The organism is Vibrio tubiashii (genome assembly GCF_028551255.1).
GTDB classification, from domain to species: Bacteria; Pseudomonadota; Gammaproteobacteria; order Enterobacterales; family Vibrionaceae; genus Vibrio; species Vibrio tubiashii_B.
The window spans coordinates 830,120-855,435 of record NZ_CP117030.1 but is presented as its reverse complement, the minus strand read 5'-3'; the positions used below and the strand labels follow the sequence as shown (position 1 = coordinate 855,435).

Sequence of the window (25,316 nt, the reverse complement as noted above, 5' to 3'; positions counted from 1 at the left end):
GACACCTCAAATTATAAAATAGGTCGTACCTATTGTATTGATAGGCAAAACCAAAAATTCATGCCATTTGAATTATTAATTGCAACTGGTTTAGTAACAAGTCACGGTGATATTCACAGACGGCAGCGTATTGTCTATGACTATTTGACATACATCAACCTTTGAGAAGGCAATCGATTAAATATTGACTAGTGGTTAACGTAAGTTGTTGAAAATAAATGGTGTAGCAAATTTATACGGTATGGCTCTAAATTAGAGCTAACATTCCAATATAGCTGTAACTGGTAGGATCAGAAGTGCGACTTGATAAAGGTTTTTACTCTCCTCATGTGATCCTCGCGATCGATAGCGGTTATTTGTGAGTTATCGAGGAATCGCTGCGCATACTCTTGGTCGATCGATTGCTCAAGGAAAATTAAATAAAGCTTAGGATCAATATGACCACTGGTCGCCATATCAGTCATGATTTCAATGGACTCGGAAAGTGTTTTCGCCTTTTTGTATGGCCTGTCACTTGAAGTGAGCGCTTCAAAGACATCGGCTATTGCCATGACTCTTGCCGGTAGAGACAGTTCTTCTTCGTATAACCCCTTAGGATATCCGCGACCATCTATCCGTTCATGGTGCCCGCCAGCGATTTCAGGCACGTTTTTCAAATGTTCTGGGTAAGGTAACCGCTTGAGCATCATTATGGTTTGAATGATGTGATCATTGATAATAAAGCGCTCTTCTGAGTTTAAGGTACCGCGCTCGATCGATAAGTTGTACAGTTCGCCACGGTTGTATTTCAAATCACTGGGTTTTAGCACGAACTCTTCCTGCCAGAAATCTTGAGGCTTGCCATTAATATCCCAGTGAATTTGATGAACCTGCTTATCCGATAGCAGTGTTTCTTCTACTGGAAGAGGTTGTGTAGACGCACATCGCGCTTTCTCTACCCATGAAACACCAACTTGGTCGTCCAAAGTTCTTGTCCATTTGTACTGGCTGATGGTGTTTAGGCGGGCGAGGGCTTCTTTACTCATCGATTCACCGCCAAGATTACATTCACCGATGAATGCGAAGTCGTCATCTAGTTGTTGTTGTTTCTGTTTTAAAGCGTCCTTAAGCTGCTGTTTGTCTCCACCATTGGCAACGCCTTGCCAATATTCGACCTCAGCCTGTGATTTCAACAACTCGAACCGCATGCGTACTTCATGAATACGGTCATAGATGGTTTCTAATTTGGTGGCTTTATCGATAACGTATTCTGGCGTGGTAACCTTGCCGCAATCATGCAGCCACGCAGCCAAATGTAATTCTTCCCACTGTTCTTTTGACATGTTGAAGAGTGGGAAATGAGTGTCGTCATCAACTGCGGCCTGCACAAGCATTTTGGTTAACTCAGGAACGCGTTGACAGTGACTTCCTGTGTAGGGTGATTTGGTATCAATCGCAGAAGCGATCAGTTCGACAAACGCATTAAGCATCTCTTTTTGTTGCTCAATTCGGTCGATATTCTCTTTGGCGATTTCAGCAAAACTCAACAGCTCTTTTAGGAAGGCATGTTTGTCTGCTTGCGCTTGAGTGATTGTTCGTTCATACCCTAAAAGTAAAATTCCGACTAATTGATTATCACGGTTGTGCAAAGGAAACAGGTAAACATCCGAATTAAAGAGGGATTCTCTATAGTTTGCTAGCGCATTGTCTTCGCGGTTTAAGTGGACGATTTCGCCTTTGGCGAGGTCAGTACTAACCCATGCGGTATGTGCTACGAGCTCGTTAACATCTATTTTGAATGGAATGATGGCGTGGTTTGCAGCGACGGTATAGCCACTCTCTTTTTCGTCTTTAATATAAAGTACGATCGTTTCTGCTCTTGTGACTAAGAAGCTTTGGTGTGCGATGGTTTTTGCCAAAACTGAAAAGTCAGTATTACTAGCTGTGTCCCTTAATAGTCTCAATAGATCATAAAGAGTATGCTCCATGAGCTCTATCGATTCAGTCAGGTTTGCGACTTCTTTAATTACGCTCTTCGAGTAACGTGTCTTCTTGAAATCAAAACGAGCAATATTATCGGTTTGGCGCATTAATGCATGTAACGGATTGGCTAAGCGTCTTGCTACGAGCCAAACAATAACAAAGCTCATGAGTAGCATGGCAAGGGCGACGCTGACTTGTTTGTCCCTCATTGAAAGCAGAGTAGCGAGCAGATCGTCTTGAGGCGTCGCCTCTGCAAGTAGCAAACGTGTCTGCTTGTTAAGGTTCACAGGCGTTAATGTTACCGACCATTTTTTGTTGTCGGCTTCAACCGTTTCGTAAATGATTTGGCTTGAACTGCGATTAATTACACCTTCGAAAACAGTGCCTTTTAAAGCATCTGAAGTGATTTCGCCATCCGTTTCTGTCACGCCATCCAGATTATGCCGAGCCAATACCTTAAATTGGTTGTCAAACAAGACAAGTTTGGTGTTTTCAGAGTAGCCCATCTGACTGATCTGGTCGGAAAGTGAAGTAAGGGTGAAATCCGCTCCAACTACTTTGGTACCGTCGGGTGATCTACGTGACAATGTCACGCCATTGGTTTTAAGGAAGTAAAAAAAATATGGCTCTGTTAGCCTAATAACGCCATCTTTGTCAGCGTTGATAAACCACGGCCTCACTCTAGGGTCGAACTTATTATCTTTAGTTTTACGGTGACCTAAACTGCGGTAGGCACCATCTAAAAAGTAAAACTCGTTTAAGCCAGAAACACGCGTGGTATTAATCATCAGTGATGCTTTGTTTGGGGCGTCAAACCTCTCACGATCGGCATTGGTTCTTAATGCTCTAACCAAAGTAAAATCACCAGACTCATTAGCATAGTAGAGTGCTACGACGCCCGGATTTCGTTGGAAGATGGTTTGCAGTGAAGTTAAAAATCGGATGTGCCTAACAGGCGATTTGTGGCTATCGATGGCTTGGCTCAGCGACATAAAATCGAGAGTGGTTAATATCGGTCCAGCTTTGACCTGAAATGTGGATTCAAGCTTGCGGCTGTTCTCTTGGCTTAGTTCTTTTGCACTGCCAGTAAGCAGTTCTTGCGCATGTTTATAGCTAATAGCAATCAGTACCGAGCCTACTAATGTAGTCAGAACAAGAAACAGAGTAGTGATATGAATACTTAAAGAATAACGGCGTTTTTTCATAGCTCGACCATAAGCATGACACCTAATAAGTATCGAACAATTCCTGAATCCTGCAAAATTTCAAGATCTGTCATCTAAATTCAATAACGTAAACAAGTGCACGAATTACAAGCAAGAAGCTAATTTGGCTGATAACATAACAGGCAACTATCACTATCTATATAGAACTATGAACCTCGTTATCGACACCCACACCCACACATACGCCAGTGGTCACGCCTACAGCACTTTGATAGAAAACGCTCGTATGGCGAAAGAAAATGGTCTAGATATGTTCTGCACAACCGATCATGCCGAATCAATGCCAGGGGCTCCGCACTATTGGTTTTTTTCCAACCAACGTGTCTTACCAAGGTTCATCGAAGGTGTTGCGGTAATCCGAGGCGTAGAGTCAAACATTCTTAATACGGAAGGGGAAGTGGATGTCCATCCGACTTCTTATAAAAGCCTCGATTGGGTGATAGCTAGCTTTCATGAGCCTGTATTCAAACCAAGTGATAAACAGTCCCATACGCTCGCTCTACTGAACACGATTAAGAGTGGCAAGGTAGATGCACTTGGCCACCTAGGTAATCCAAACTTCGATTTTGATTATGAGCCAGTGTTGAGATGTGCGAAAGAGCATAACGTCGCCATAGAAATTAATAACACCACCTTAAAAGGCAATAGTCGCTTAGGAAGTGTTGAACGTTGTGCCGAGATTGCAAAGCTCGGTAAAGAGATTGGGGTTTACTTCACAACAGGCAGTGACGCTCACTTTTGCCAGGACGTAGGCAACCTTTCAAAAGTCTCTGATCTTTTAGATAAAGTCGGGGTGGATAACTCTCAAGTCATTACGCATAGTGTAAAGCAATTTTTAGCGTTCTTGGCGCGTCGAGGTCATTCAACCATTTCTGAGTATCAGCATTTATAAGTTGATACAATATTCGCTTCTAGTGTGCTGAGTAAATTCAGTACACTTCCTGTTCCTAGTCCCACACACAAGAAAAATATAATGAGAAAGTTAATCCCAGTTTTAGCCCTAGCCATGTCAGCACAAGCTTTTGCCAGCGATTTTGATCTTAAAGCGGCAATGAAGCAGATGAAAGTAGAGTTTAAACATGCCGCTGAAGCCACTGAAGTCAGTGATATGAAGTCTGCTGTTAATAACCTTTCTGAGTTAGTTGAGCAGTCTAAGCGCGGTAACTACCCACCAGAAAAATTTGATATCTATTTCGAGGGCTTTAGTAAGCTTTCCGTTGCGCTTGATTCCGTTGAGAAGAAACTCGATTCGGGCGATCTAGAAGCGGCAAAAGCTGAGCTAAAAACCGTCGATGACCTTCGAGTGGAATACCACGATAAACGTAACCCAAGTATTTGGAGCAAGCTGTTCGGCTAATAAGTCAGCAAATTTCGAATGGGCAATGCTAATACCATGATCTTTGTTAGGTTTTTTAGCGAGCCTTACTGAGTTTGTTAGTAAAAGGTTATATATTTACTCTCAATTAATTGAGAGTGACTATGATACGGACATCAAGCTTCAAGCGAACTATGCTAATCGCAAGTGCCCTAAGTTGGGTGCTTGTGACTTTGATGCCTGTAATCAACGCTCATGGTGCCAGTGCAGGCGTTTGGGCGACACTTTGTACGATCAATGGCTTTGAGCTAGTTCAAGTCGAAGAGGGAAAGGTTGAAACTCAGCACAGTAAGCCTTGTCCATTTAGTCACTTCTCAAGTTTCCACCAAGACACACTTCCAACACCCACTCACTCTAGAAGAACATCGATAGCGACATTCGACTCGTACGCTTATTTGGCTCTAAGTGAACGATTTCAGCTCGCTATTCCCCGAGCTCCGCCTACATTACTTCTATATAACTTCACATAAATCAAATAACAAAGGCTAGGGCAATTGACCCTATAAGCCACTTCGTAAAGTAAAGCTCAGCACTAACGACTCGAATTTGTTTCGAGATTTTTGCTGTGCGCTCAAAAAAGGAAATTGTAATGTTGGGTAGTCAGTCTCAGACTCAACCTAAGGGATCACTACGTTCATCTCAAAGTGACGATTCAAATAAAGTTAAAGCAAAAGCACGCTATTTTCTCACCTGGCGTTGGCACTTTTATGCCGGTCTTTTCGTTATCCCATTTATGCTCATGTTAAGTCTTACTGGGCTTGTGATGCTATTTGATGACGAAATTGAACAAGCAAGATACAGTGAGATCATCACAGTTGCTCCGCAGGCGCAAACTCTACCACCTTCCATTCAACTGCGTTCGGTCAAGCAAAAGTATCCCGACTCGCAAGTCACACAATTTGTAGCTTCTGAATCAAGTACAAAAGCGAATAGATTTAACGTCAGACATCAAGATGGTAAGTCTGTTTTAGTGACAGTCAATCCATACTCCGGTGAAGTTTTGGGTGAAATCGATCGCAGTGACAGTTGGTATCAACTTGCGAATGATATTCATGGAACATTGTTGATTGGTAACTGGGGAGATTACTTGATTGAAGTGTCTGCGAGTTTAGGCATTCTGCTGTTGGTGAGCGGAATTTACCTCTGGTTGCCAAAAGATAACGCCACTAAGGCGGGTTTTCTCAAAGTACGTATGCGCAGCGGTTCACGTATTCTAATGCGAGATCTTCACGCCAATTTAGGGGGAACACTTTCAATCGTTTTACTGCTATTTCTAATTTCAGGTCTCGCATGGGCAGGGGTATGGGGCGCGAAAATGGTTCAAGGCTGGAACACATTTCCTACCTATTACACATGGGGTGAGAAACCGGAATCTACTTTAATTCACTCAGACTTAAATCACGGTAGCGAGGAAGAAATGCCTTGGAACTTAGAACTCGCTGCAGTGCCTGAATCGCAAGGGCATCATGGAGGGCATCACGAGCATCATTCTGATCAACCTTTTGATACATCACAGAGTGTCGGAATCGATAGCATAGTACGCAGAGCGACATCACTCGGCTTCACCCAATTTAAAGTCTATTTACCTCAATCTGAGACTGGCGTTTACACGGTATCTGCTAACTCAATGGCGGGTGATGTTACTGACCCAAGAAAAGATAGGACCACCCACTTTGACCAATACACTGGAGAAGTGCTCGTTGATGTAACTTGGGATGACTACAATGTTGTCGCTAAGCTTATGGCTGCTGGGGTTTCACTTCACCAAGGTGATTTAAGCATTGTAAATAAGCTGCTGAATGTCTTCTTCTGTTTAGCGTTTATCGTTATTTCAGTTACTGGGGCTTTGATGTGGTGGGTGCGTCGCCCGACCAATCAGAATAAGTTGGGGGTACCAGCCCGTTTCGAACAAGACGGTATTTGGAAGGTTGGCGCCGCAACCATAATATTGGTGAGCGTTCTTTTCCCTTTGGCTGGCGTGACCATCATTAGCGTATTAATCCTAGATACATTGTTGGTAAAAAGAAGTCCAAAATTGAAAGCCTATTTGTCATAAACAACAAGCCCCGAAATCGGGGCTTGTTCTTATTTTGCGCTCAGTTGTTTTGTCATGTAATCGATAAATCCACGCAATCGGGCTGGCATGTATTTGTTTTGCGGATATTGCATGGCGATCGCGCCATGATAATTGCTTTTTATCGTCCAATCAGCAAGTACAGGAATCACTTCGTTGTTTTCAATTGCCTCTGAGACAACAAAGTCATGAAAAATGCCGATACCTAGCGCATTTTTAACGCCCGTCAATCGCATCTGTGAATGGTTGACCGCGTAACGACCTGAGACTCCCACTGAGTGATACTCGTCTTCTTTGAAGAAATCCCATATATGATCGCTGTCTGTTTCTGCGAGATAGAGGCAATCGTGTTCAGTCAGTTCCGTTGGGTGTTTAGGCATCCCGCGTTTGGCAATGTAGTCGGGGCTGGCACAAAGAACTAAGTTGGTTTTACTGACCTCTTTTAGAACCAAGTTCTCGTCAGGCTTATCCGTCAGTTTAAATGCAACATCAATCCCATCTCGGATTAGATCGATTTCACCATCTGCCGCGCGCAGTTTTAGCTGTATTTCAGGGTACTTTTGTAAAAACGGCACAACATGGGGCTGTAATACTGAGTTTAAGAATGCTTCAGGCGCTGCAACTGTTAACGCTCCAGACATATCTTGATGGTCTGTCGTCGAGAGTTCTACTGCTCGCTTTGCTGCATCAACCATCACTAAAGCCTGGTCATATACCTGTTGACCAGAGTGGGTGATAATCAGCTTACGCGTAGTACGCTCGAACAATTTGACGGAAAGGGATGTCTCTAGTCGCGTAACCAATTTGCTTAGTGCTGAAGGGGTCACATCGAGAATCTTAGCTGCAGCAGTAAAACTCCCTTCATCAACGATCAGAATAAAACTCGCTAGATCGGGAAGTAGCGCAATCAACTTCGTATTCTTCATTTCAATGGCTTCAAATAACTATTTATAGCCATTTTATACCCTATAAATGTGACGGTCATCATTAAAAGTCGTTATTTGTGCCTTAGATTCAATAATGTTTTTCCAACTAACGGGATAATGAAAAACACGTGCTTGAATTACACTTACAACATCAGATTTTGGCTCTAGCAATCGGCTAGAGCCCGACAATAAGTAAAATAACTAGGAAGGAATTTGAAATGTCTTCTGCATTCTACGAACAGATTCAAACCCAAATTGAAGAAGTAAAGGCTGAAGGTCTTTACAAGTCAGAGCGTGTAATCACGTCTCAGCAGCAAGCGGCTGTTAAGATCTCTACTGGTGAAGAAGTGCTTAACTTCTGTGCAAACAACTATCTTGGTCTAGCGAATCACCCAGAGCTAATTGAAGCGGGTAAGCAGGGCATGGACGTGCACGGTTTTGGTATGGCTTCTGTTCGTTTTATCTGTGGTACTCAAGACATCCATAAAGAACTAGAACAAAAACTGTCAAAGTTCCTAGGTAAAGAAGATACTATCCTTTACACCTCTTGTTTCGACGCGAACGCAGGTCTGTTTGAAACCATTCTAGGTAAAGAAGATGCGATCATTTCTGACGCTCTTAACCACGCTTCAATCATTGATGGTGTTCGTCTGTGTAAAGCAATGCGCTTCCGCTACTCGAACAACAACATGGAAGAGCTAGAGCAGCAACTTATCGCGGCTAAAGAAGCGGGTGCTCGTCATATTCTTATCGTGACTGACGGTGTGTTCTCTATGGACGGTGTGGTAGCAAACCTACCAGCTATCTGTGACCTTGCAGATAAGTACGGCGCATTGACTATGGTTGATGATTCTCACGCTGTTGGTTTTATGGGCAAAACTGGCGCGGGCACACACGAATACCATGATGTTGTTGACCGCATCGACATTATTACAGGTACGCTAGGTAAAGCGATGGGCGGCGCTTCAGGTGGTTACACATCTGGTAAGGCAGAAGTTATCGATTGGTTACGTCAACGCTCGCGTCCTTACTTGTTCTCGAACTCAGTTGCTCCGGCAATTGTTAATGCTTCTATCCGCGTTCTAGACCTACTAGAGCAAAGTGGTGACCTACGTGACCAACTATGGGAAAACGCAGCGCATTTCCGTACGCGTATGGAAGCGGCAGGCTTCACTATGGGTGGTGCAGACCACGCAATCATTCCAATTATGCTTGGCGACGCTAAAGCAGCCGCTGAGTTTGCAGAGCGTGCTCTTGAAAAAGGTATCTACGTTATTGGGTTCTCATTCCCAGTCGTACCAAAAGGTCAAGCTCGTATCCGTACACAAATGTCAGCAGCACACTCACGTGAGCAGCTAGACCGAGCGATCGATGCATTTATCGAAGTAGGTCGTGACATGGAGATCATCAAATAATGAAAATCAAAGCACTATCAAAACTTAAGCCTGAAGAAGGCATCTGGATGACAGAAGTGGACAAGCCTGAGCTTGGTCACAATGATCTTCTTATCCGTATTAAGAAAACGGCGATTTGTGGTACTGACGTACACATCTATAACTGGGATGAGTGGTCGCAAAACACAATCCCTGTGCCTATGGTTGTCGGCCATGAATACGTGGGTGAAGTGGTAGGCATTGGCCAAGAAGTTCGTGGTTTTGAAATTGGTGACCGCGTATCAGGTGAAGGTCACATTACCTGTGGTCACTGTCGTAACTGTCGTGGTGGTCGTACACACTTATGTCGCAATACGGTCGGTGTAGGTGTTAACCGTGAAGGTGCATTCGCTGAGTATCTTGTTATTCCAGCTTTTAACGCATTTAAGATCCCAGAAGGTATCTCTGACGATTTAGCCTCTATCTTCGACCCGTTTGGTAACGCTGTTCATACGGCACTGTCTTTTGATCTTGTTGGCGAAGACGTATTAATTACCGGCGCTGGTCCTATCGGTATCATGGCGGCAGCAGTCGCTAAACACGTGGGTGCTCGTCACGTTGTCATTACTGACGTTAACGAATACCGATTAGATCTAGCTCGTAAGATGGGCGTGACTCGCGCAGTAAACGTTGCTGAGCAAAAACTTGAAGACGTTATGGAAGAGCTTGGCATGACAGAAGGCTTTGATGTTGGTCTTGAAATGTCTGGCGTACCTTCTGCGTTCAACTCGATGCTTAAAACAATGAATCACGGTGGCCGTATCGCACTACTAGGTATTCCACCATCAGATATGGGTATCGATTGGAACCAAGTAATCTTCAAAGGTTTGGTGATCAAAGGCATCTATGGTCGTGAAATGTTTGAGACATGGTACAAGATGGCTTCACTAATCCAGTCAGGTCTAGATCTAACGCCAATTATCACTCACCACTTTAAGATTGATGATTTCCAACAAGGCTTTGATGCTATGCGTAGCGGTAAGTCTGGAAAAGTTATCCTAGATTGGGAGTAGGGAAATACTTAGTTAATTGAGGCTTGTGCTAGTTAACTGGTTGCCGGTTATCCGGACAGTGAATAGTAAAATTGCCTTGATTTGCACTTAGAAATACCCCAAGAACTGTGTGACGCCTCGACTAATTTCGAGGCGTCTTTTTTGTATCCAGCAATTAGGCCTTGTAGATTTTACTTTTTCTAGTTAACGGATGATTCGAATAAGGAACTTAATCACATCACCATGTGAGTTGAATAATTTGCATAATCAAATCATAATATGAGTTGAATAAGGCAATTTTCAAATCAAGGTGTTGTTATGTGGATCTGGGAGCAAACAAATTGGCCTCATTTTTGTTGGGATGAAGCGGTCGTAGATCCGTTGCTTAGGAAGACGCGACTAAACCAAGGTATCTTACTGGGTAGGATGACTAGCCAGCCTCAAGATCAGAACAAAAGTATGCTTGATACCTTGTTAGCCAACATAGTCCATTCTAGTGCGATTGAAGGTGAAAAGCTGAATGCATTTTCAGTTCGTTCTTCGCTCGCGAACAAACTCGGTTTGACAGAAGAGCGACCTTTCCCAACGACAGAGCAAACAGATGGGCTTGCCGAGATTATGCTTGATGCTGTCGATAACCTTGATGCACCTCTTACTATAGAAAGAATCCTACATTGGCACGATAGGCTTTTCCCTGAAGGTTACACGCTGTTCAACCCCGTTGTTGGCGGTCAACTCAGAGGGACTGCACCTATGCAGGTAGTGTCTGGACGAATCGATAGACCAGTTGTTCATTTTGAAGCACCGGGGCGAGAGAGGCTTGATACGGAGCTCGACCAGTTCCTGGCATGGTTCAATCATTCAAAGCAAAACACGACTTTGGATCCATTGCTTCGAGCGGCCATCACACACCTGTGGTTTGTTACTCTGCACCCACTCGATGATGGCAATGGGCGAATCACGCGTTTGTTAACCGATCTGGCTCTAGCTCAAGCGGATCAGCAATCAGTTCGTTTCTATGCGATGTCAGTAGGTATATTGGCGAATCGAAAAAGCTACTATCAAATTCTAAAAAAAACGCAGAAGGGCGATGTCGATATTACCGACTGGGTAGTATGGTTTCTTGACGTCTTGAATGAAACCTTCGATGAAGTCTTAAAAGAGATCCAACAAACGGTATTTAAAACCAATTTCTGGCGAGACGTAGATCAGACTCAATTGACGTCAGAGCAAGCAAAGGTTCTTAATCGAATGCTTGATCGTGACTTTGTTGATGGTATTAATACCTCTCAATATCACAAAGTAGCGAAAGTCAGTAAACCAACAGCGACTCGACATTTGACTGCATTAGTAGAGCAGGGATGTTTAGTAAAATCAGGTGCCGGACGTAGCACTCGATATATGCTTGCCAAGCAAAGTTAAAATAGCGTCAACTCTCATAACAATCTGTTGATATTTATGTAGATTTCAATTCCTTTGCACCTGCTTCCAACTATTGTAGGTAATCATAGTTTTCTATCTGTTCATGGCATTTCTCACCAACGTATTATGACCGTCAACGTTAGTGACCTATAGGAATAAAAATGAACAAAACACTATTATCAATTGGCTTAGCAACAGCATTATTCGGTACTACAGCTCATTCTGCGCAATGGAGTTATGAAGGAGATACAGGACCAGAGCACTGGGGGGAGTTTGGTGCAGAGTGCCAATCTGGAAAGAATCAAAGCCCAATCGACGTTAAAGATGAAGTTACGGCAAACATCGCAGAGTTAAATTTAGATTATTCAGGAAAGGTCACTGCATTGACCAACAATGGACATACGCTACAAGGCGTGGTCGAAGGAGATAATACTTTCACTGTTGATGGCAAGGCGTTTAACCTCGTTCAGTTTCACTTTCATACACCATCAGAAAACCTAATCAAGAGCCAAAGTTTCCCGCTCGAAGCTCATTTCGTAAACGCGGATAGTAATGGCAACCTAGCAGTACTGGCTGTTATGTATAACACGTCTCCAACTAACAATAGTGAAATCGCCACTCTATTAGAGACGTTACCAAAGTCAGGTGAAACGGTTTCTTTGAATCATTCTATTAAAATAGCGGATATGATCCCCGATACCGAGCATTACTATCGCTTTAACGGCTCGCTAACAACGCCGCCATGCTCGGAAGGCGTGCGCTGGTTCGTTTTGAAACAAGCACAGACACTAAGTCAGGAGCAAACGAAACTATTTAAACAAGTAATGGGGAAAAACAATCGGCCTATTCAAGCACAAAACGCTCGTGTAGTGCTAGAAAACGAATAGTAAAAACTCATAGCGCCAGCAACTATTCTGGCGCTAAATATTATTGAACAGGATTTCTAATCTAAACGTCATTTTTGCTTCACCTTCTCTTTGTGTATCTTCTTCACGATTCCAGTTGTACTCAGGGATCAACTCGTAAAACAGCCAAGTGCGCCATACATTCTGTCGATAAGTCACGGAGACGTGAGTATTGGTAATGTAATGAAAAGGTCGGTTAGTTCCGGTGGTACTTAATTGATAGCTAAGAGCCTGATGGTCGGAAACATGCTGATAGAGTGTAAACCCTGTACCCACTTCCCAACCTTTGATATCGCTTTCCCACTGAGCGTAGTTGCTCCAGCGAAGCAAAAAATCGCGGTTGATTAAATAATCTAAATCAATATCGGTAGATTCACCCGTTACGCTTTTTTTCTGATACAACTTCTGAGTAACGCGCAGTAACCATTCATCATTGATAGGGTATGTATATCGAAAACGTCCTTCGATACCAGGTCTTGCATTGACCTTAACGTTGAAACTATAGCGTTCTTTACTTAGCCAATCGTATCTAAGACCAAACGTATTTTCGGCATCTTCGCTCGATTGCGGGAACAAGTCGAATAAATCATCTTCTTCATCCGATTCGAAAACAACCTTAAGTCGTTTGGTTACCTTAGGTAAGTGAAAGCGCGCTTTGAATCGAGTCTTAAACTTATAGCCTTCACCCTCTACATAAGAGAAATCATTTCTCCAACGAACAGTACTGCCAGCACGTGCGTCTTGGTCTACTCGCTCATCAACGAAAAAACTATCAAACCAAATAGCAGGTTCACAAAGCTTAGTATTCACATAGTTAAAAGCGGAGTCGAGGATCTCTGCGCTATCTGGCTGATTATGGCAATCGGAGTAATCGATTTCTCCATCGGCGTACGTTGCAGCAGACAAGAAGGTCGAGAATAGAACTAAATAACGCAATTCATTAATACATTCTGAGGCTTAGAGTTTGAGTATGTCTAAAACACATTCAAATGGTCAATGTTTTAACGAATCCAAGTGAGAGTTTTATAACGCCAACCGTAAAATGGTTGGCGGTTTGGTTAAGAACTTTGTGCTATCTGCGAGTATTGGCGTAGCAGATCGGTCAGTGTGGTTACCCATTCAAGAGCATTCTGTGGTGCCTGCTTGACTATGATTTCTACGTGGTTGCAGTGTGTCTCAAGTGGGATCGCTCGTTCAAGATGAAAAGAAACCGAGTAGAAATGCCACAATAACAGACGTTGCATACGTTGGATGTTTTGCTCTTTGCTTTCCGACGCTTCAAATAAAGCAGGGAGCTCACTAAGCGCGATTGCACTCATGCGCAACATCGCATCAAACTGGGCTTCTTGAAGCTTGTCTTCGTCTTCTGCCTCATCTAAATCAAAAGTGAAAAGCTCAGTCATAGATTCTTCTGGTACCAAACGGTGAACCATTCTCAAGCTAAGTTCTTCTAACTCTTCTCGTGGCATTTGAGATAAGCAGTGATAAGTGTAATCGCGTTGCATGCTAGTAGTCTGGCAAAAGTAAATGGGGAGGTATTCTAACGCTTTCAACAATAATTACTACTCGAAAACCCTATACAAAAAAGCCCCGCCAGATCAGCGGGGCAATATTCGTTGTGTTTGCTAGTAGCCATTGACGTTGTTAGAGAATTTATTGTCGTTACCAAAAAGTACGTTAAGAATTCTTACTTAAAATTAGATGCTTTACCTAGAAGCGCAAACATTATGATTAGATTTGTAATGTATATTGACTTATTTTGTGATCTTAGTTCAATGTTTTATAGCAATTGTGTTCATATAGTCCGGCGAACAAAATAATTCGAATCAACGAATCAATCGCTGATCACTCATTAGTTTGGTTACTGAGTGAACGGTTGAACGTTTGCGTAAAAATATGTGATGAATATCTCATATCGGGCGCTATACTTTCCGCCCGGTTGAGAGTAACAGCTCTACCAATACAAGCCGTCACAAGGAATAGTGAATGACCCCACGGACCGGACCAGCTACCTATTCAATGCTTGTAGAGGTAATCTTTAATGAATGTTTTGTTTGGCTTAATCGGTGTCATCGCATTATTGCTATGTGCGGTTTTACTGTCTGAAAGTCGTAAATCAATTAACTGGAAAACAGTGTCACGCGCGCTGTTACTTCAAGTCGGTTTCGCCGCTCTGGTTCTTTACTTCCCGTGGGGGCAAGCCGCTCTGACGAGTCTAAGTAGTGGTGTTTCTAGCTTACTGGGCTTTGCTGACGAAGGTATTGGCTTCTTGTTCGGTGACCTTGCCAATACTGGCTTTATCTTCGCGGTTCGCGTTCTTCCTATTATCATCTTCTTCAGCGCTCTTATCTCTGCGCTTTATTACCTAGGCATAATGCAGAAAGTCATCGAGTTTATCGGTGGTGGTATCCAAAAGTTCCTAGGGACAAGTAAAGCTGAATCTCTTGTAGCGACGGGTAACATATTCCTTTCTCAGGGCGAGTCTCCACTTCTTGTTCGTCCATTCCTTTCTAGAATGACTCGTTCTGAACTATTTGCGGTAATGGCAGGTGGTATGGCGTCAGTCGCCGGTAGTGTACTCGGTGGATACGCAGGTTTAGGCGTAGAACTGAAATACCTGATTGCTGCTAGTTTTATGGCCGCACCGGGTAGTTTAATGATGGCAAAAATCATCGTTCCTGAACGTGAAACACCTATCGACCAATCCGATATTGAGATGGACAAAGCGCAAGAGAGCAATGTGATTGATGCGCTTGCAAGCGGTGCGATGAACGGTATGAAGGTGGCTGTCGCTGTTGGTACCATGCTGATCGCGTTTGTTAGTGTTATAGCAATGGTTAACACGGGCCTTGAGAGCTTAGGCGAAGTAGCTGGATTTACTGGTGTGACTCTTCAAGCGCTATTTGGTTACCTATTTTCTCCGCTTGCTTGGTTAATTGGCGTTCCTTCAAATGAAGTGTTGATGGCAGGATCGTACATCGGCCAAAAGATTGTAATGAATGAATTTGTTGCCTTTATTGACTTCGTTGAACATAAAGCGATGCTGTCTGAATATACTCAGGTCATTGTCACTTTCGCACTATGTGGCTTCGCTAATATTGGTTCGATCGCCATTCAGCTCGGTTCTATTGGCGTGATTGCCCCAGAGCGCCGTGCTGAGGTTGCTAATCTAGGTATTAAGGCTGTACTGGCCGGTACTTTAGCTAACCTGATGAGCGCATGTTTAGCAGGGATCTTTATCTTGCTTTAATTCGCATCATTTCGCTTAAAAACCGAATAGGAGACTATTCGGTTTTTTTATACCCAAAATCCGCAAACTTAAAATGACATCATGTATGGCACTGATTGCTTAAAACCTGATTTATAGCAAAATTTTCCAAACTAGAAGGCGTAGGATGTTCTAAGTTCAACGTTTTTAGTGTCAGAATTATAAGAGATCTTGCTATGAATGAATTAGTTCAACGCTTTTTGCGCTATGTGGCTTTTAACACCCAATCAAACCCAGCAAATACAGCTTGCCCGAGCAGTGAAGGGCAACTGACGTTTGCTCAGTTTTTAAAGAGGGAGCTTGAAGAGCTCGGTTTAGCGGATATTTCACTAGACCAGAATGGTTATTTGATGGCAAGGCTACCAAGCAATGTTGACTATGCTGTCCCTGCTATCGGGTTTATTGCCCATATGGATACGGCACCTGACGCGTCTGGTGAAAATGTGAAACCACAGATCATTGACGACTACCAAGGCGGTGACATCGCATTAGGTAAGGGGGATGAAGTTCTTTCTCCGATACAGTACCCAGATCTCCATAAACTGCATGGTCACAATTTAATCACAACCGATGGCACGACACTTCTCGGTGCTGACAACAAAGCAGGGATCGCAGAGATCCTCTCAGCTATTTCAGATCTAATTAGCAATCCTGATATTCCACACGGGGATATTTGTATTGGGTTCACACCTGATGAAGAAATTGGCCGTGGCGCAAACCTGTTTAATGTAGAGAGGTTCGGCGCAGAATGGGCATACACTATTGATGGTGGTCCGGTTGGCGAACTCGAATACGAAAACTTTAACGCCACCAGCGCTGATGTTATTTGTTATGGCGTCAATGTTCACCCGGGAACAGCCAAAAACAAAATGATTAATTCTATGAACATTGCCGCGCAATTTCAGTTGATGATGCCTGCAGAAGAGACGCCAGAATGTACTGAAGGCTATGAAGGTTTCTACCATCTAAAATCGGCAGAGATGTCCGTTGCGAGAAGTGAACTTGGCTATATCATTCGAGATTTTGATCGCGATGCTCAAGAAAAGCGCAAGCAATTCATGATTGATAAAGTGGCAGAGCTCAATGAAAAGCTTGAACATGGACGTGTAGAACTCAAACTGACTGACAGCTATTTCAATATGAGAGAACAAGTTGAGCCATTCCCTCATGTGATTGAATTGGCAAAAGAGGCCATGATTGCCTGTGACGTTGAACCACAAATCAAACCAATACGTGGCGGGACAGACGGTGCAAGGCTCTCGTTTATGGGGTTACCTTGCCCTAACATATTTACAGGTGGCTACAATTTCCATGGTATTCATGAGTTCATTTCAATTGAAGGTATGGAGCAAGCGGTGAAAGTTATTGTGACTCTTGCAGAGAAAACAGCGCTTAAATACAAATAAACACCTAACGTAAACCTGATATTTCATTGAAAATCATATACATTTATTAATATAGATTACTTCAGTGGATTTCAGGATGAAAAAACTCCTTTTGATCATTACGCATTGTGCGTGTATTGGATTGGGCTTCGCTCTTGGCATTTATGCGTTGCCCATCCTTATTCAACCTACATCTCCAAGCATGAGTGACGTGCAAACCGTTACTAACAACGCAATTTATAACGCCTCATTTCAGAAAGACCGCAAGGACAGTGACTTTCTCCACTGGGGTGAGGGTTCTGTCTCGATCAGTGCAGACAAAGTGGCCTTTGTTGGTGAGTTGGCTCCAGGGCCAGATTATAAACTGTACTTTTCACCAACGTTTGTAGAAACAGAGGCAGATTTTAATGCTCAAAAGCAGACGATGGTGCAGGTTGGGGAAGTAAAGAGCTTCGATCGATTTACCGTAAATCTTCCTCAAGATTTTGCTATTCAGGACTACAACACGGTTATTGTCTGGTGCGAGACTTTTGGCGAGTTCATTACCTCAGCGCGTTATAAATAACTCAAATTTGTCTAGGTTCAGAACATCTATTGCAATATTGCATCGCGATACTAGATCTCTCATAAGATGTGTGGGAAGTTAGCTCTTACGCATGTAAAACTACAAAAAACAAACTAAACATAGGGGCTTTTGCCCCTTTTCAATAATAGGAGCAGAGCGTGGAGAAAGTACAAGCCGTAATCGATTTTCTTCTAACTCACAAACTCGTTTTCACCGCGTTAATCGTTATTCTGATCTCAATTATTCGCCGAATGGTGCTTTCCATGATTCGTGGAGATGTGGCATTTGTGTCAGAAGAACAACGCAGTTGGATGTCACGAACAAAGAATGGCACCTTTATCACTACCGTGCTTCTGCTGTTCATTCTGTGGCAATCAGAGATTAATGAATTTGCACTTTCAGTGACTGCTATCGCTGTTGCAATCGTCGTCGCTTCAAAAGAGATTATTCTTTGTTTCACAGGATCGATTCAACGTGCGAGCTCGCGTTCATTCCGTATTGGCGATTGGATTGAAGTCGGGAAAATCTGTGGTGAAGTCATCGAGCACAACATGATGGCAACGGTCATCCAAGAAATCGATTTGCATCACGGCCAGTATCATTACACGGGTAAAACGGCGACGTTGCCAAACAGCATGTTTTTTACCTATCCAGTAAAAAACCTCAACTTTATGAAGCGCTATGTGTACCACGATTTTTCTATCGTTGTACCTGAATTTGTTAATCTTTATCCTTTGATCCCGACGATGCTAGAAAAGATCGATGGACACACAAGTTACTTTCATGAAGTGGCAACGCGCTACAACACGGTGATTGAAAAGCACGCAGGTGTCGATTTACCGGGCGCAGAACCTCACATTCATATTACTAGCGGTAGCACAGGTGAACAGATTGTTCACTTTATGCTGTTCTGCCCAACGGATAAGGCAACACATCTAGAACAAGAAATTCGTGCGGACTTTATGCAAATCTATGAGGAGCGATTTTCAAACGAAAAGGAACTAGAAAAAGTATAAGACAATGTCAGGAGGATAAATGATTAAGCAAGTAGGGAACACACCAATACAATCCAAACATAAGGCGAGTTGCCACTGCGGTGCGGTTGAATTGGAGCTGAGCCTACCAAATGGAATTGAGAAGCCCCGCCGCTGTGATTGCTCTATATGCCGAAGAAAGGGAGCTATTGTCGCGTCGGTTAAGTTAGATGGTATTCGCGTTCTCAAAGGTGAAGATAAGCTTAAGCTGTATCAATTTAATACCAACACGGCTAAACATTACTTTTGTTCGAACTGTGGGATTTACACCCACCATCAAAGGCGCTCATTCCCTGACGAATATGGCTTTAATGTCGGCTGTTTAGAAGGAGTCAATCCTTTTGATTTAGGTGACATTGTCACGCATGATGGCGTAAATCATCCTGCAGACCGTTAAGTTCCGAAGGGCAATTACCTAAATCAATCACCATACTTCTTGATACTTATTGTTTGTCGTCACGGTTAATTTTCTAATTAGAACTTTGTGTAAGAAAGGAGTATGGTGCCCTCAATTGCCGATATGAGCTTAGTGGTCTATCACTGAGGGATCAAACACAGCAAAAGGATACAATCACATCATTAAGGAATCGCTGTGTTTCAGGCAACATATACGCATCAATAAGCGTCATGTAATTTGAACCAATTGGCTTATTTCCTTAATGAACGAAAATGTCATCTATCCTTTTGCTATCCCAAAAGAAACTAACAGGCTATTCCACGACAAACTACACCCAAAACTTAATGCAAGTAGGGTCTTGCTACGTCAGGGGGAAGACCTACGCGCCTACCAGCATATTAAACAGCTTCAACAATCCGGCGAGTTCATTCTCTACTATCAACCACAAATGAACATAGAGAGAAATTGCATAACGTCACTCGAAGCTCTAATCAGACATAAAGCGTCGACAGGGGTAATTACGCCACCGACATTTTTACAAAGCTTTGCAAAGTTGGGGCTAATACCCGAAGTTGATACATGGGTAATTAAAAGAGCACTACAGGAAGTCTCTTCCTTAGCACAGAATCCAGAATTTAAGATATCGATTAATGTCTCGCCGCAAACCTTCCTAATTAAAGGATTTGCAGACACCGTTCTTTCGATGATTATCCAAAGTAACCTTCAGTATCACCAAGTTGAACTGGAGATCACTGAAGATGTACTGATTCAAGACGCAAACCAGATGCGGAAAGTGTTCACCCAACTAAAGCGTGCCGGATTAAGCATCGCACTAGATGACTTTGGGGCAGGGTATTCCTCTATTGGAAACCTAATTAACTACGAGTATGACAAGGTTAAAATTGACCGCTCATTAGTGACCAACATTGGTCATAAAAATGGTCGAGAAATGTTCCGTCTTACCACTGATTTGGTCAGACTCTCTGGTGCGGAGATTACCGTCGAAGGGGTAGAAACAAACGAGGAACTAGAGTTCATCTCTAGCTTGGGGATAAAGTCGATACAAGGCTACTACTTTTACAAGCCGATGCCGTTCGACCAAGTGTGTTCACAGTTTACGTTCTGCAAATGAAGTAAAGCCAAGACTAGACGTTGGATAAACTAGTCTTGGCAAGATTCTAAACTAAGCGTAATACTTGTTCTTCATTCTTAGCGCTACGTTAACAAGTGCAATCAGAACGGGAACTTCAATCAGTGGGCCAATCACACCTGCAAAGGCTTGGTCGGAGTTAAGACCGAATACCGCAATACTCACCGCAATCGCCAACTCAAAGTTGTTACCCGTTGCGGTGAACGCAATAGAGGCATTCTTATCATATTCAATGCCCATTTTTTTACCGACAAAGAAGCTCACAAAGAACATAACGATAAAGTAGATCGCCAATGGAATCGCCACTCGAACCACATCCATCGGCAGTTCGAAAATCATTTCACCTTTTAAACTGAACATCAGAACAATAGTAGCCAGCAAAGCGATCAAGGTTATCGGTGAGATACGTGGAAGAAACACCTCGTTATACCATTGTTCTCCCTTTAACTTAGTTAACCATTTACGACTGAGAAAACCAGCTAAAAACGGTATACCAAGATAGATCAAAACGCTTTCAGCAATGTCTATCATCGAGATATCGACATCAAACCCTTGGTAGCCAAGTATCGGTGGAAGAACGGTAATGAATAGCCAGGCCATAAAACTGTATGTCACGATTTGGAATGCGCTGTTTAACGCAACCAGAGCTGCTCCGTACTCTTTGTTTCCGCCACCGATATCATTCCAAACAAGTACCATTGCAATGCACCTTGCTAAACCAATAAGAATGATACCGACCATGTACCCTGGTTTATCGCCTAGGAATACCAGAGCAAGGACAAACATTAGGATAGGGCCAACAATCCAGTTCATAAACAAAGACAACTGAATTGCCTTTTTGTCTTTTCGAACCTTACCTAACAAGCCATAGTTAACCTTCGCCAATGGCGGATACATCATTAAGATCAAGCCAATAGCGAGTGGGATATTTGTACTTCCTACTGACATAGATTCATTCCACTCTGCCACTTGAGGGAAAGCGACGCCAATAGCAATACCCACTGCCATAGCGACAAAAATCCATACCGTGAGGTAACGATCTAAAAAGGACATATTGTTTGCCGCCGATGTTGCTGTGCGGTTTGTTGCGACTTGTTGATTCATTGCAACGCTCTCTTTCGTTTATCGTCGAATTACGATTTAAAAAGGTTAAAAAATGGGAAGATACTCTCTTCCCGTATATGTACTTGCTAAACTAACAACTAACTAAATATCGATGCGTAACGATTCGAAAACTGTTCAATTTCCGCTTTATCAACGCGATAGCAGACTTTAGGTGGTATTGATTCCGCGCTAATAAATCCTGCCTGTTTAAGGATTCGTAGATGCTCAGATACGGTAGACTGTGCCAAGCCTAGCTCTGAAACTAAATCGCTGTTTAAACAACCACCTAACTTCTCTAAATTCAAAAGAATTTTTACGATACGTACGCGAGCAGGGTGAGACAAAGCTTTCGCTTGTGTGGCGAACTTCTGTTCTAGCGCCAGATCTTGCTCTGAAGATTCGAAAGCTTTTGTATTAGCGCTGCTGCACGGATTAGACATTTTCTACTCACTCCATAGTCTATCGTCGAATTACGATTAATAATACTCCGACAAATTTCATCACGCAAGATAAATACCAAAGAGTTTCTGAACGAAAAGCTCAAGTCGCCCAAGGCGAGCGACTCAATTATAAACAACCGAGGCTAGTTGAGGGGGAGTACCATATCTGCAGTTCCATCTTCAAACTGCACATCTAATTTAAATCCGAGCCCTTGAGCCAGCATGAGCATACCGCGGTTAGTTGGCATCGTCATACCTGACATCTGCTTAGTTCCTTTATGCTGACAATACTCGATGATCTTCTTCATTAGCACCTTACCTAAACCGTTACCTTTAAGATCAGACCGAATAAGAATCGCAAACTCGGCATCGGTGTTGTCTGGGTTAATCAGCGCTCTCGATACACCAATAATTGGGCTTCCCACACGACTCTGGCTAACGGCAACAAAGGCCATCTCACGGTCGTAATCTATCTGAGTGAGGTTGGCAAGTGCCTCATGATTGAACTCGCCGACATCGGTAAAGAATCGTTTATAAAGGTCTTCCTTAGATACATTATGGATAAAGTCGGCGTGGTGTGGCTCATCTTCAGGGAGAATCGGCCTTAACAATACTTCTTCTCCATCTTTCAGCGTGATGAGCTGCTCGTATTCAACCGGATAAGGGCGTATAGCGAGACGTTGCTGCGCATCTCCCTCATATTTTTTAAGAATCAAATCTGCATCGAGAATGGTAAATTCGGAACCATTAGCCAGTACTGGATGTATATCCAGCTCATATACCTGAGGGCAATCAACCACCATTTGAGATACCCGAACAAGCAGCTCGGACAAGCCATGAATGTCCATAGGCTCCGGTAATTTTTGTGGGCGAATCTTACCGCTCTTAATCGCGCGTACGATCAAATAACGAGCTAACGCCATATTTAATGGTGGAAGCGCAGATGCTGCATCAATTGATTCATCCCATTCAGAACCACCTTGACCAATAAGAATCACAGGACCAAAAGTTTCGTCTGTTTTGACTTTGATTCGAATCTCTTCGCCACCTGCTAACTTCGCCATCCCTTGGACTAGCAGCCCGTGAATATTAGCCGACGGGTAGGAGAGCTTGGTTCGATCCAGTATCGCCTCAGAAGCACTGGCGACTTCATTGCTATTACGTAAGTTGAGCATGACACCTTGAACATCGGATTTATGCGCAATATCAGGCGAACGAAGTTTAACAGCCACGGGATAACCGATTTGCTCAGCAACATGGACGGCTTCACTTGAGTCTGATGCAATCCAAGTTGGCAGCACTTTAAAGTTGAAGTGGCGTAAAAAGGTACCAATTTGGTGCGTATCTAAAGACACTGTGTTTACATCCAGTAGTTTGGTTTCAATCCATTTTTTGGCTTCGTTGAGCTCTGCAATATGCACAGGTTCTGCAGTCGTTGGAGTCTCCATCAGTTGCTTTTGGTTTCGTCTGTACTCGACCAAGTGCATGAAGGCAACCACGGCACTTTCTGGTGTTCGATAGGTAGGGATACCTGCTTGAGTAAAAATATCTCGCGCGGGTTTCGCGGTTAATTCTCCAGACCAGTTGGTTAAAAAATTGAAACGCCTATGCCGAGGATGCGATTTAATCGCTTCAACGATGGCACTCGCCGTTTGCTCTGAATGCGCCACCGCTGATGGGCTATGCATGATAAGAATGGCGTCGGCACAATCAGCATCCATCACAGCATTAAGTGTATTGACGTAGCGTTTTTCGTCCGCATCGCCGACCATATCAATAGGGTTATTGTAGCTCCAACTGGCAGGTAAAATCTCACTTAGTTTTCCAATAGATTCGTCTGACAAATCGGCAAGTTTACCGCCACGCTGGAGAAGAGTGTCGACGGCCATAATCGCAGGGCCACCACCATTAGTAATAATCGCTAGTCTTTCTCCTCGGAGCGGTACCGAATGAGTCAGTGTTTCTACTGCGGCGAAAAGCTCATGTGAATTGTTTACTCTGAGCATACCTGTTCGGCGGATGGCTGAGTCATAGATAATATCTAACGTGTCGTCGCCACCTGTATGTGCTCTTGCAGCAATTCTGCCTGCAGATGTTTTCCCACCTTTCAAAACCAAAATACGTCGATTGCGTGACGCCGCCCGAGCTGCTGACATAAAGCGACGCGCATCTTTGATCGTATCGACATAAAGAAGGATCGCCTCTGTGTGAGAGTCGGTACATAGGTGATCTAGCAAGTCAGCGAAGTCGATATCAAGGGCATTTCCCAACGATACGAAGGCAGAAAAGCCAATGTTTTTATCGTTTGCCCAATCGAGAATCGTAGTACACATCGCCGCAGATTGAGAGATAAAAGCTATCTTGCCTTTGATGGCAGTAACGGGAGAGAAAGAAGCGTTAAAGTTTACCCAAGGGAGAATCAAACCTAAGCTATTAGGCCCAAGAACTCGCATTCCATTATCTCTAGCAACCGATAAGCAAGCGTCTTGAATGCTTTCGCCTTGTTCGTTAGCAAAGTGCATATCCGCCGATAGAACAATCACGGCTTTTACTTTCTTTTCAGCTAACTGTTCGAATATCTTCTCGTTGTATTTCGCGTGAGTACACAAGATGGCGACATCGGGCACAATCGGCAGCTGCTCAATTGAAGAGTAGGCGAGCACACCACACACGGAAGAATATTTGGGTGTCACGGGCATAATCGCGCCTTCAAACCCACCATGCAGTAAGTTCTTCATAACGATATTGCCAGCACGCATTGGTTTGGTAGAAGCGCCGATAACAGCAACGGATTGTGGTCTCAACAGATGGGTAAGGTGGCTCATTGCAAGGCTCCTAAAGGGGCGACAGGTATAATCGTAACCAACAAAGGACTCTAATACTTAGCATTTTTGATGTTGTTTTAATCAGATCACTGAGGTACGAGCGAAGTTTGTGCCATGTGTCACAGAGTATTGATATATAATTAAAATGTTGGGTTGATTATAAGTCTATCTAACGGCATGATTTACAGTAATTTCTAGTTAAGGCATTTGAATAATTCATGAAAAAAATAGCAATAGTTGGCTTATCAGTGGTGCTTTCTGCATGTGTTTCGAGCGATTATGTGACAGACGTGAGCTCAGAAAGCTATCGTGAGGATTACAAAACGGCAAAGGTTGAGCAACCTGTCGTAACTCAGCAAGGAATGACTAACGGCATCTCTGAAGATAACGTTGCTAAGGTCGTGAATACCGCACCTGCTCAGCAGAGCCAAACCGTGAAGATGCAAGCTAAGCCTAAACCGGCTGTTGCTATTATTCCGCCGACTGCCAAACAGCAGGCGATGAACCCACGTTACGGCTTCACCATTCAGGTAGTGGCAGTAGGTTCACAAACTAAAGTGGATCACTTTGCGCGTAAACTACCTCGCGAAGACAACCAGCCAGTTTGGGAAAACTATAAAGTTGTGAACGGTACTAAATGGTATACGATTCTTTACGGTGACTACGCGACACGTACAGAAGCAAAAGCAGCGATTTCAGAACTACCTGCAGAATTCCGCACGCTTAAGCCGTTCGTTAAAAGTATTGATGACATTAAGAACTCACAATACCCAACGCTTAACAAGCTAAACTAATTGAAAGAGAAGGGGCATCAGCCCCTTTTTTATTGCCTA

Annotated in this window: 22 protein-coding genes; 15 read left to right on the top strand and 7 right to left on the bottom strand. The window is 43.4% G+C overall.

Annotation, left to right across the window (positions count from 1 at the left end):
• Positions 1-290: 290 nt before the first annotated feature.
• Positions 291-3,167, bottom strand: a complete 2,877-nt coding sequence (locus LYZ37_RS19285; protein ID WP_272787201.1) for an HD domain-containing phosphohydrolase — start codon at positions 3,165-3,167, stop codon at positions 291-293.
• A gap of 169 nt (positions 3,168-3,336) precedes the next feature.
• On the opposite strand from LYZ37_RS19285, the gene LYZ37_RS19280 reads away from it, so the two are divergent.
• The 4 genes from LYZ37_RS19280 to LYZ37_RS19265 all read left to right on the top strand — a co-directional run bounded on the left by LYZ37_RS19280 (position 3,337) and on the right by LYZ37_RS19265 (position 6,619).
• A complete protein-coding gene (locus tag LYZ37_RS19280; RefSeq protein WP_272788390.1) occupies positions 3,337-4,080 on the top strand; it encodes a phosphatase in 744 nt (247 codons plus the stop codon).
• Positions 4,081-4,161: 81 nt separating this feature from the next.
• Positions 4,162-4,545: a cytochrome b562 gene (locus LYZ37_RS19275; RefSeq protein WP_272787200.1), complete on the top strand. Its 384-nt coding sequence runs from the start codon at positions 4,162-4,164 to the stop codon at positions 4,543-4,545.
• A 122-nt stretch (positions 4,546-4,667) separates the two neighbouring features.
• On the top strand, positions 4,668-5,033 hold the full coding sequence (locus LYZ37_RS19270) for a hypothetical protein (RefSeq protein WP_272787199.1): 366 nt from the start codon (positions 4,668-4,670) through the stop codon (positions 5,031-5,033).
• Positions 5,034-5,152: 119 nt separating this feature from the next.
• Positions 5,153-6,619 carry a PepSY-associated TM helix domain-containing protein gene (locus LYZ37_RS19265; RefSeq protein ID WP_272787198.1) on the top strand — a complete coding sequence of 489 codons (1,467 nt, stop codon included), beginning with the start codon at positions 5,153-5,155 and terminating at the stop codon, positions 6,617-6,619.
• Between the two features lie 29 nt (positions 6,620-6,648).
• Here the strand turns inward: LYZ37_RS19265 and LYZ37_RS19260 are convergent, their stop codons facing one another.
• Positions 6,649-7,563: a LysR family transcriptional regulator gene (locus LYZ37_RS19260; RefSeq protein WP_272787197.1), complete on the bottom strand. Its 915-nt coding sequence runs from the start codon at positions 7,561-7,563 to the stop codon at positions 6,649-6,651.
• Between the two features lie 218 nt (positions 7,564-7,781).
• Here LYZ37_RS19260 and LYZ37_RS19255 point away from each other — a divergent pair, with 218 nt between their 5' ends.
• The 4 genes from LYZ37_RS19255 to LYZ37_RS19240 all read left to right on the top strand — a co-directional run bounded on the left by LYZ37_RS19255 (position 7,782) and on the right by LYZ37_RS19240 (position 12,297).
• A complete protein-coding gene (locus tag LYZ37_RS19255) occupies positions 7,782-8,978 on the top strand; it encodes a glycine C-acetyltransferase (protein ID WP_272787196.1) in 1,197 nt (398 codons plus the stop codon).
• Complete coding sequence (gene tdh, locus LYZ37_RS19250) at positions 8,978-10,009, top strand: L-threonine 3-dehydrogenase (protein WP_004742698.1); 1,032 nt, start codon at positions 8,978-8,980, stop codon at positions 10,007-10,009. Before LYZ37_RS19255 ends, tdh begins: the two co-directional genes overlap by 1 nt.
• A gap of 297 nt (positions 10,010-10,306) precedes the next feature.
• Positions 10,307-11,410, top strand: a complete 1,104-nt coding sequence (locus LYZ37_RS19245; protein WP_272787195.1) for a Fic family protein — start codon at positions 10,307-10,309, stop codon at positions 11,408-11,410.
• 161 nt (positions 11,411-11,571) lie between these two features.
• Positions 11,572-12,297 carry a carbonic anhydrase gene (locus tag LYZ37_RS19240; protein WP_272787194.1) on the top strand — a complete coding sequence of 242 codons (726 nt, stop codon included), beginning with the start codon at positions 11,572-11,574 and terminating at the stop codon, positions 12,295-12,297.
• A gap of 33 nt (positions 12,298-12,330) precedes the next feature.
• On the opposite strand, the gene LYZ37_RS19235 is transcribed toward LYZ37_RS19240, so the two are convergent.
• Positions 12,331-13,251 carry a hypothetical protein gene (locus tag LYZ37_RS19235; protein WP_272787193.1) on the bottom strand — a complete coding sequence of 307 codons (921 nt, stop codon included), beginning with the start codon at positions 13,249-13,251 and terminating at the stop codon, positions 12,331-12,333.
• Positions 13,252-13,373: 122 nt separating this feature from the next.
• Positions 13,374-13,820: an exoribonuclease R gene (locus tag LYZ37_RS19230; RefSeq protein WP_272787192.1), complete on the bottom strand. Its 447-nt coding sequence runs from the start codon at positions 13,818-13,820 to the stop codon at positions 13,374-13,376.
• 536 nt (positions 13,821-14,356) lie between these two features.
• On the opposite strand from LYZ37_RS19230, the gene LYZ37_RS19225 reads away from it, so the two are divergent.
• From LYZ37_RS19225 to LYZ37_RS19200, 6 genes are all read left to right on the top strand, one after another.
• On the top strand, positions 14,357-15,565 hold the full coding sequence (locus tag LYZ37_RS19225) for a NupC/NupG family nucleoside CNT transporter (RefSeq protein ID WP_272787191.1): 1,209 nt from the start codon (positions 14,357-14,359) through the stop codon (positions 15,563-15,565).
• A gap of 194 nt (positions 15,566-15,759) precedes the next feature.
• Positions 15,760-16,989: a peptidase T gene (pepT, locus tag LYZ37_RS19220; protein WP_272787190.1), complete on the top strand. Its 1,230-nt coding sequence runs from the start codon at positions 15,760-15,762 to the stop codon at positions 16,987-16,989.
• Positions 16,990-17,065: 76 nt separating this feature from the next.
• Positions 17,066-17,533 carry a DM13 domain-containing protein gene (locus LYZ37_RS19215; protein ID WP_004742705.1) on the top strand — a complete coding sequence of 156 codons (468 nt, stop codon included), beginning with the start codon at positions 17,066-17,068 and terminating at the stop codon, positions 17,531-17,533.
• Positions 17,534-17,691: 158 nt separating this feature from the next.
• The gene (locus LYZ37_RS19210; RefSeq protein WP_272787189.1) at positions 17,692-18,549 is read left to right on the top strand and encodes a mechanosensitive ion channel family protein; all 858 of its coding nucleotides are present in this window, start codon (positions 17,692-17,694) and stop codon (positions 18,547-18,549) included.
• 19 nt (positions 18,550-18,568) lie between these two features.
• The gene (locus LYZ37_RS19205; RefSeq protein WP_272787188.1) at positions 18,569-18,964 is read left to right on the top strand and encodes a GFA family protein; all 396 of its coding nucleotides are present in this window, start codon (positions 18,569-18,571) and stop codon (positions 18,962-18,964) included.
• A gap of 262 nt (positions 18,965-19,226) precedes the next feature.
• Complete coding sequence (locus LYZ37_RS19200; RefSeq protein ID WP_272787187.1) at positions 19,227-20,096, top strand: EAL domain-containing protein; 870 nt, start codon at positions 19,227-19,229, stop codon at positions 20,094-20,096.
• A gap of 51 nt (positions 20,097-20,147) precedes the next feature.
• Here the strand turns inward: LYZ37_RS19200 and arsB are convergent, their stop codons facing one another.
• From arsB to LYZ37_RS19185, 3 genes are all read right to left on the bottom strand, one after another.
• Positions 20,148-21,218, bottom strand: coding sequence for an ACR3 family arsenite efflux transporter (gene arsB, locus LYZ37_RS19195; RefSeq protein WP_272787186.1), 1,071 nt, complete (start codon positions 21,216-21,218; stop codon positions 20,148-20,150).
• Between the two features lie 98 nt (positions 21,219-21,316).
• Positions 21,317-21,658 carry an ArsR/SmtB family transcription factor gene (locus LYZ37_RS19190; RefSeq protein ID WP_004742710.1) on the bottom strand — a complete coding sequence of 114 codons (342 nt, stop codon included), beginning with the start codon at positions 21,656-21,658 and terminating at the stop codon, positions 21,317-21,319.
• A 143-nt stretch (positions 21,659-21,801) separates the two neighbouring features.
• Positions 21,802-24,483 (bottom strand): bifunctional acetate--CoA ligase family protein/GNAT family N-acetyltransferase, encoded by a 2,682-nt coding sequence (locus tag LYZ37_RS19185; protein WP_272787185.1) that lies wholly within the window; start codon positions 24,481-24,483, stop codon positions 21,802-21,804.
• 218 nt (positions 24,484-24,701) lie between these two features.
• On the opposite strand from LYZ37_RS19185, the gene LYZ37_RS19180 reads away from it, so the two are divergent.
• The gene (locus LYZ37_RS19180) at positions 24,702-25,277 is read left to right on the top strand and encodes an SPOR domain-containing protein (protein ID WP_272787184.1); all 576 of its coding nucleotides are present in this window, start codon (positions 24,702-24,704) and stop codon (positions 25,275-25,277) included.
• Positions 25,278-25,316: the final 39 nt, after the last annotated feature.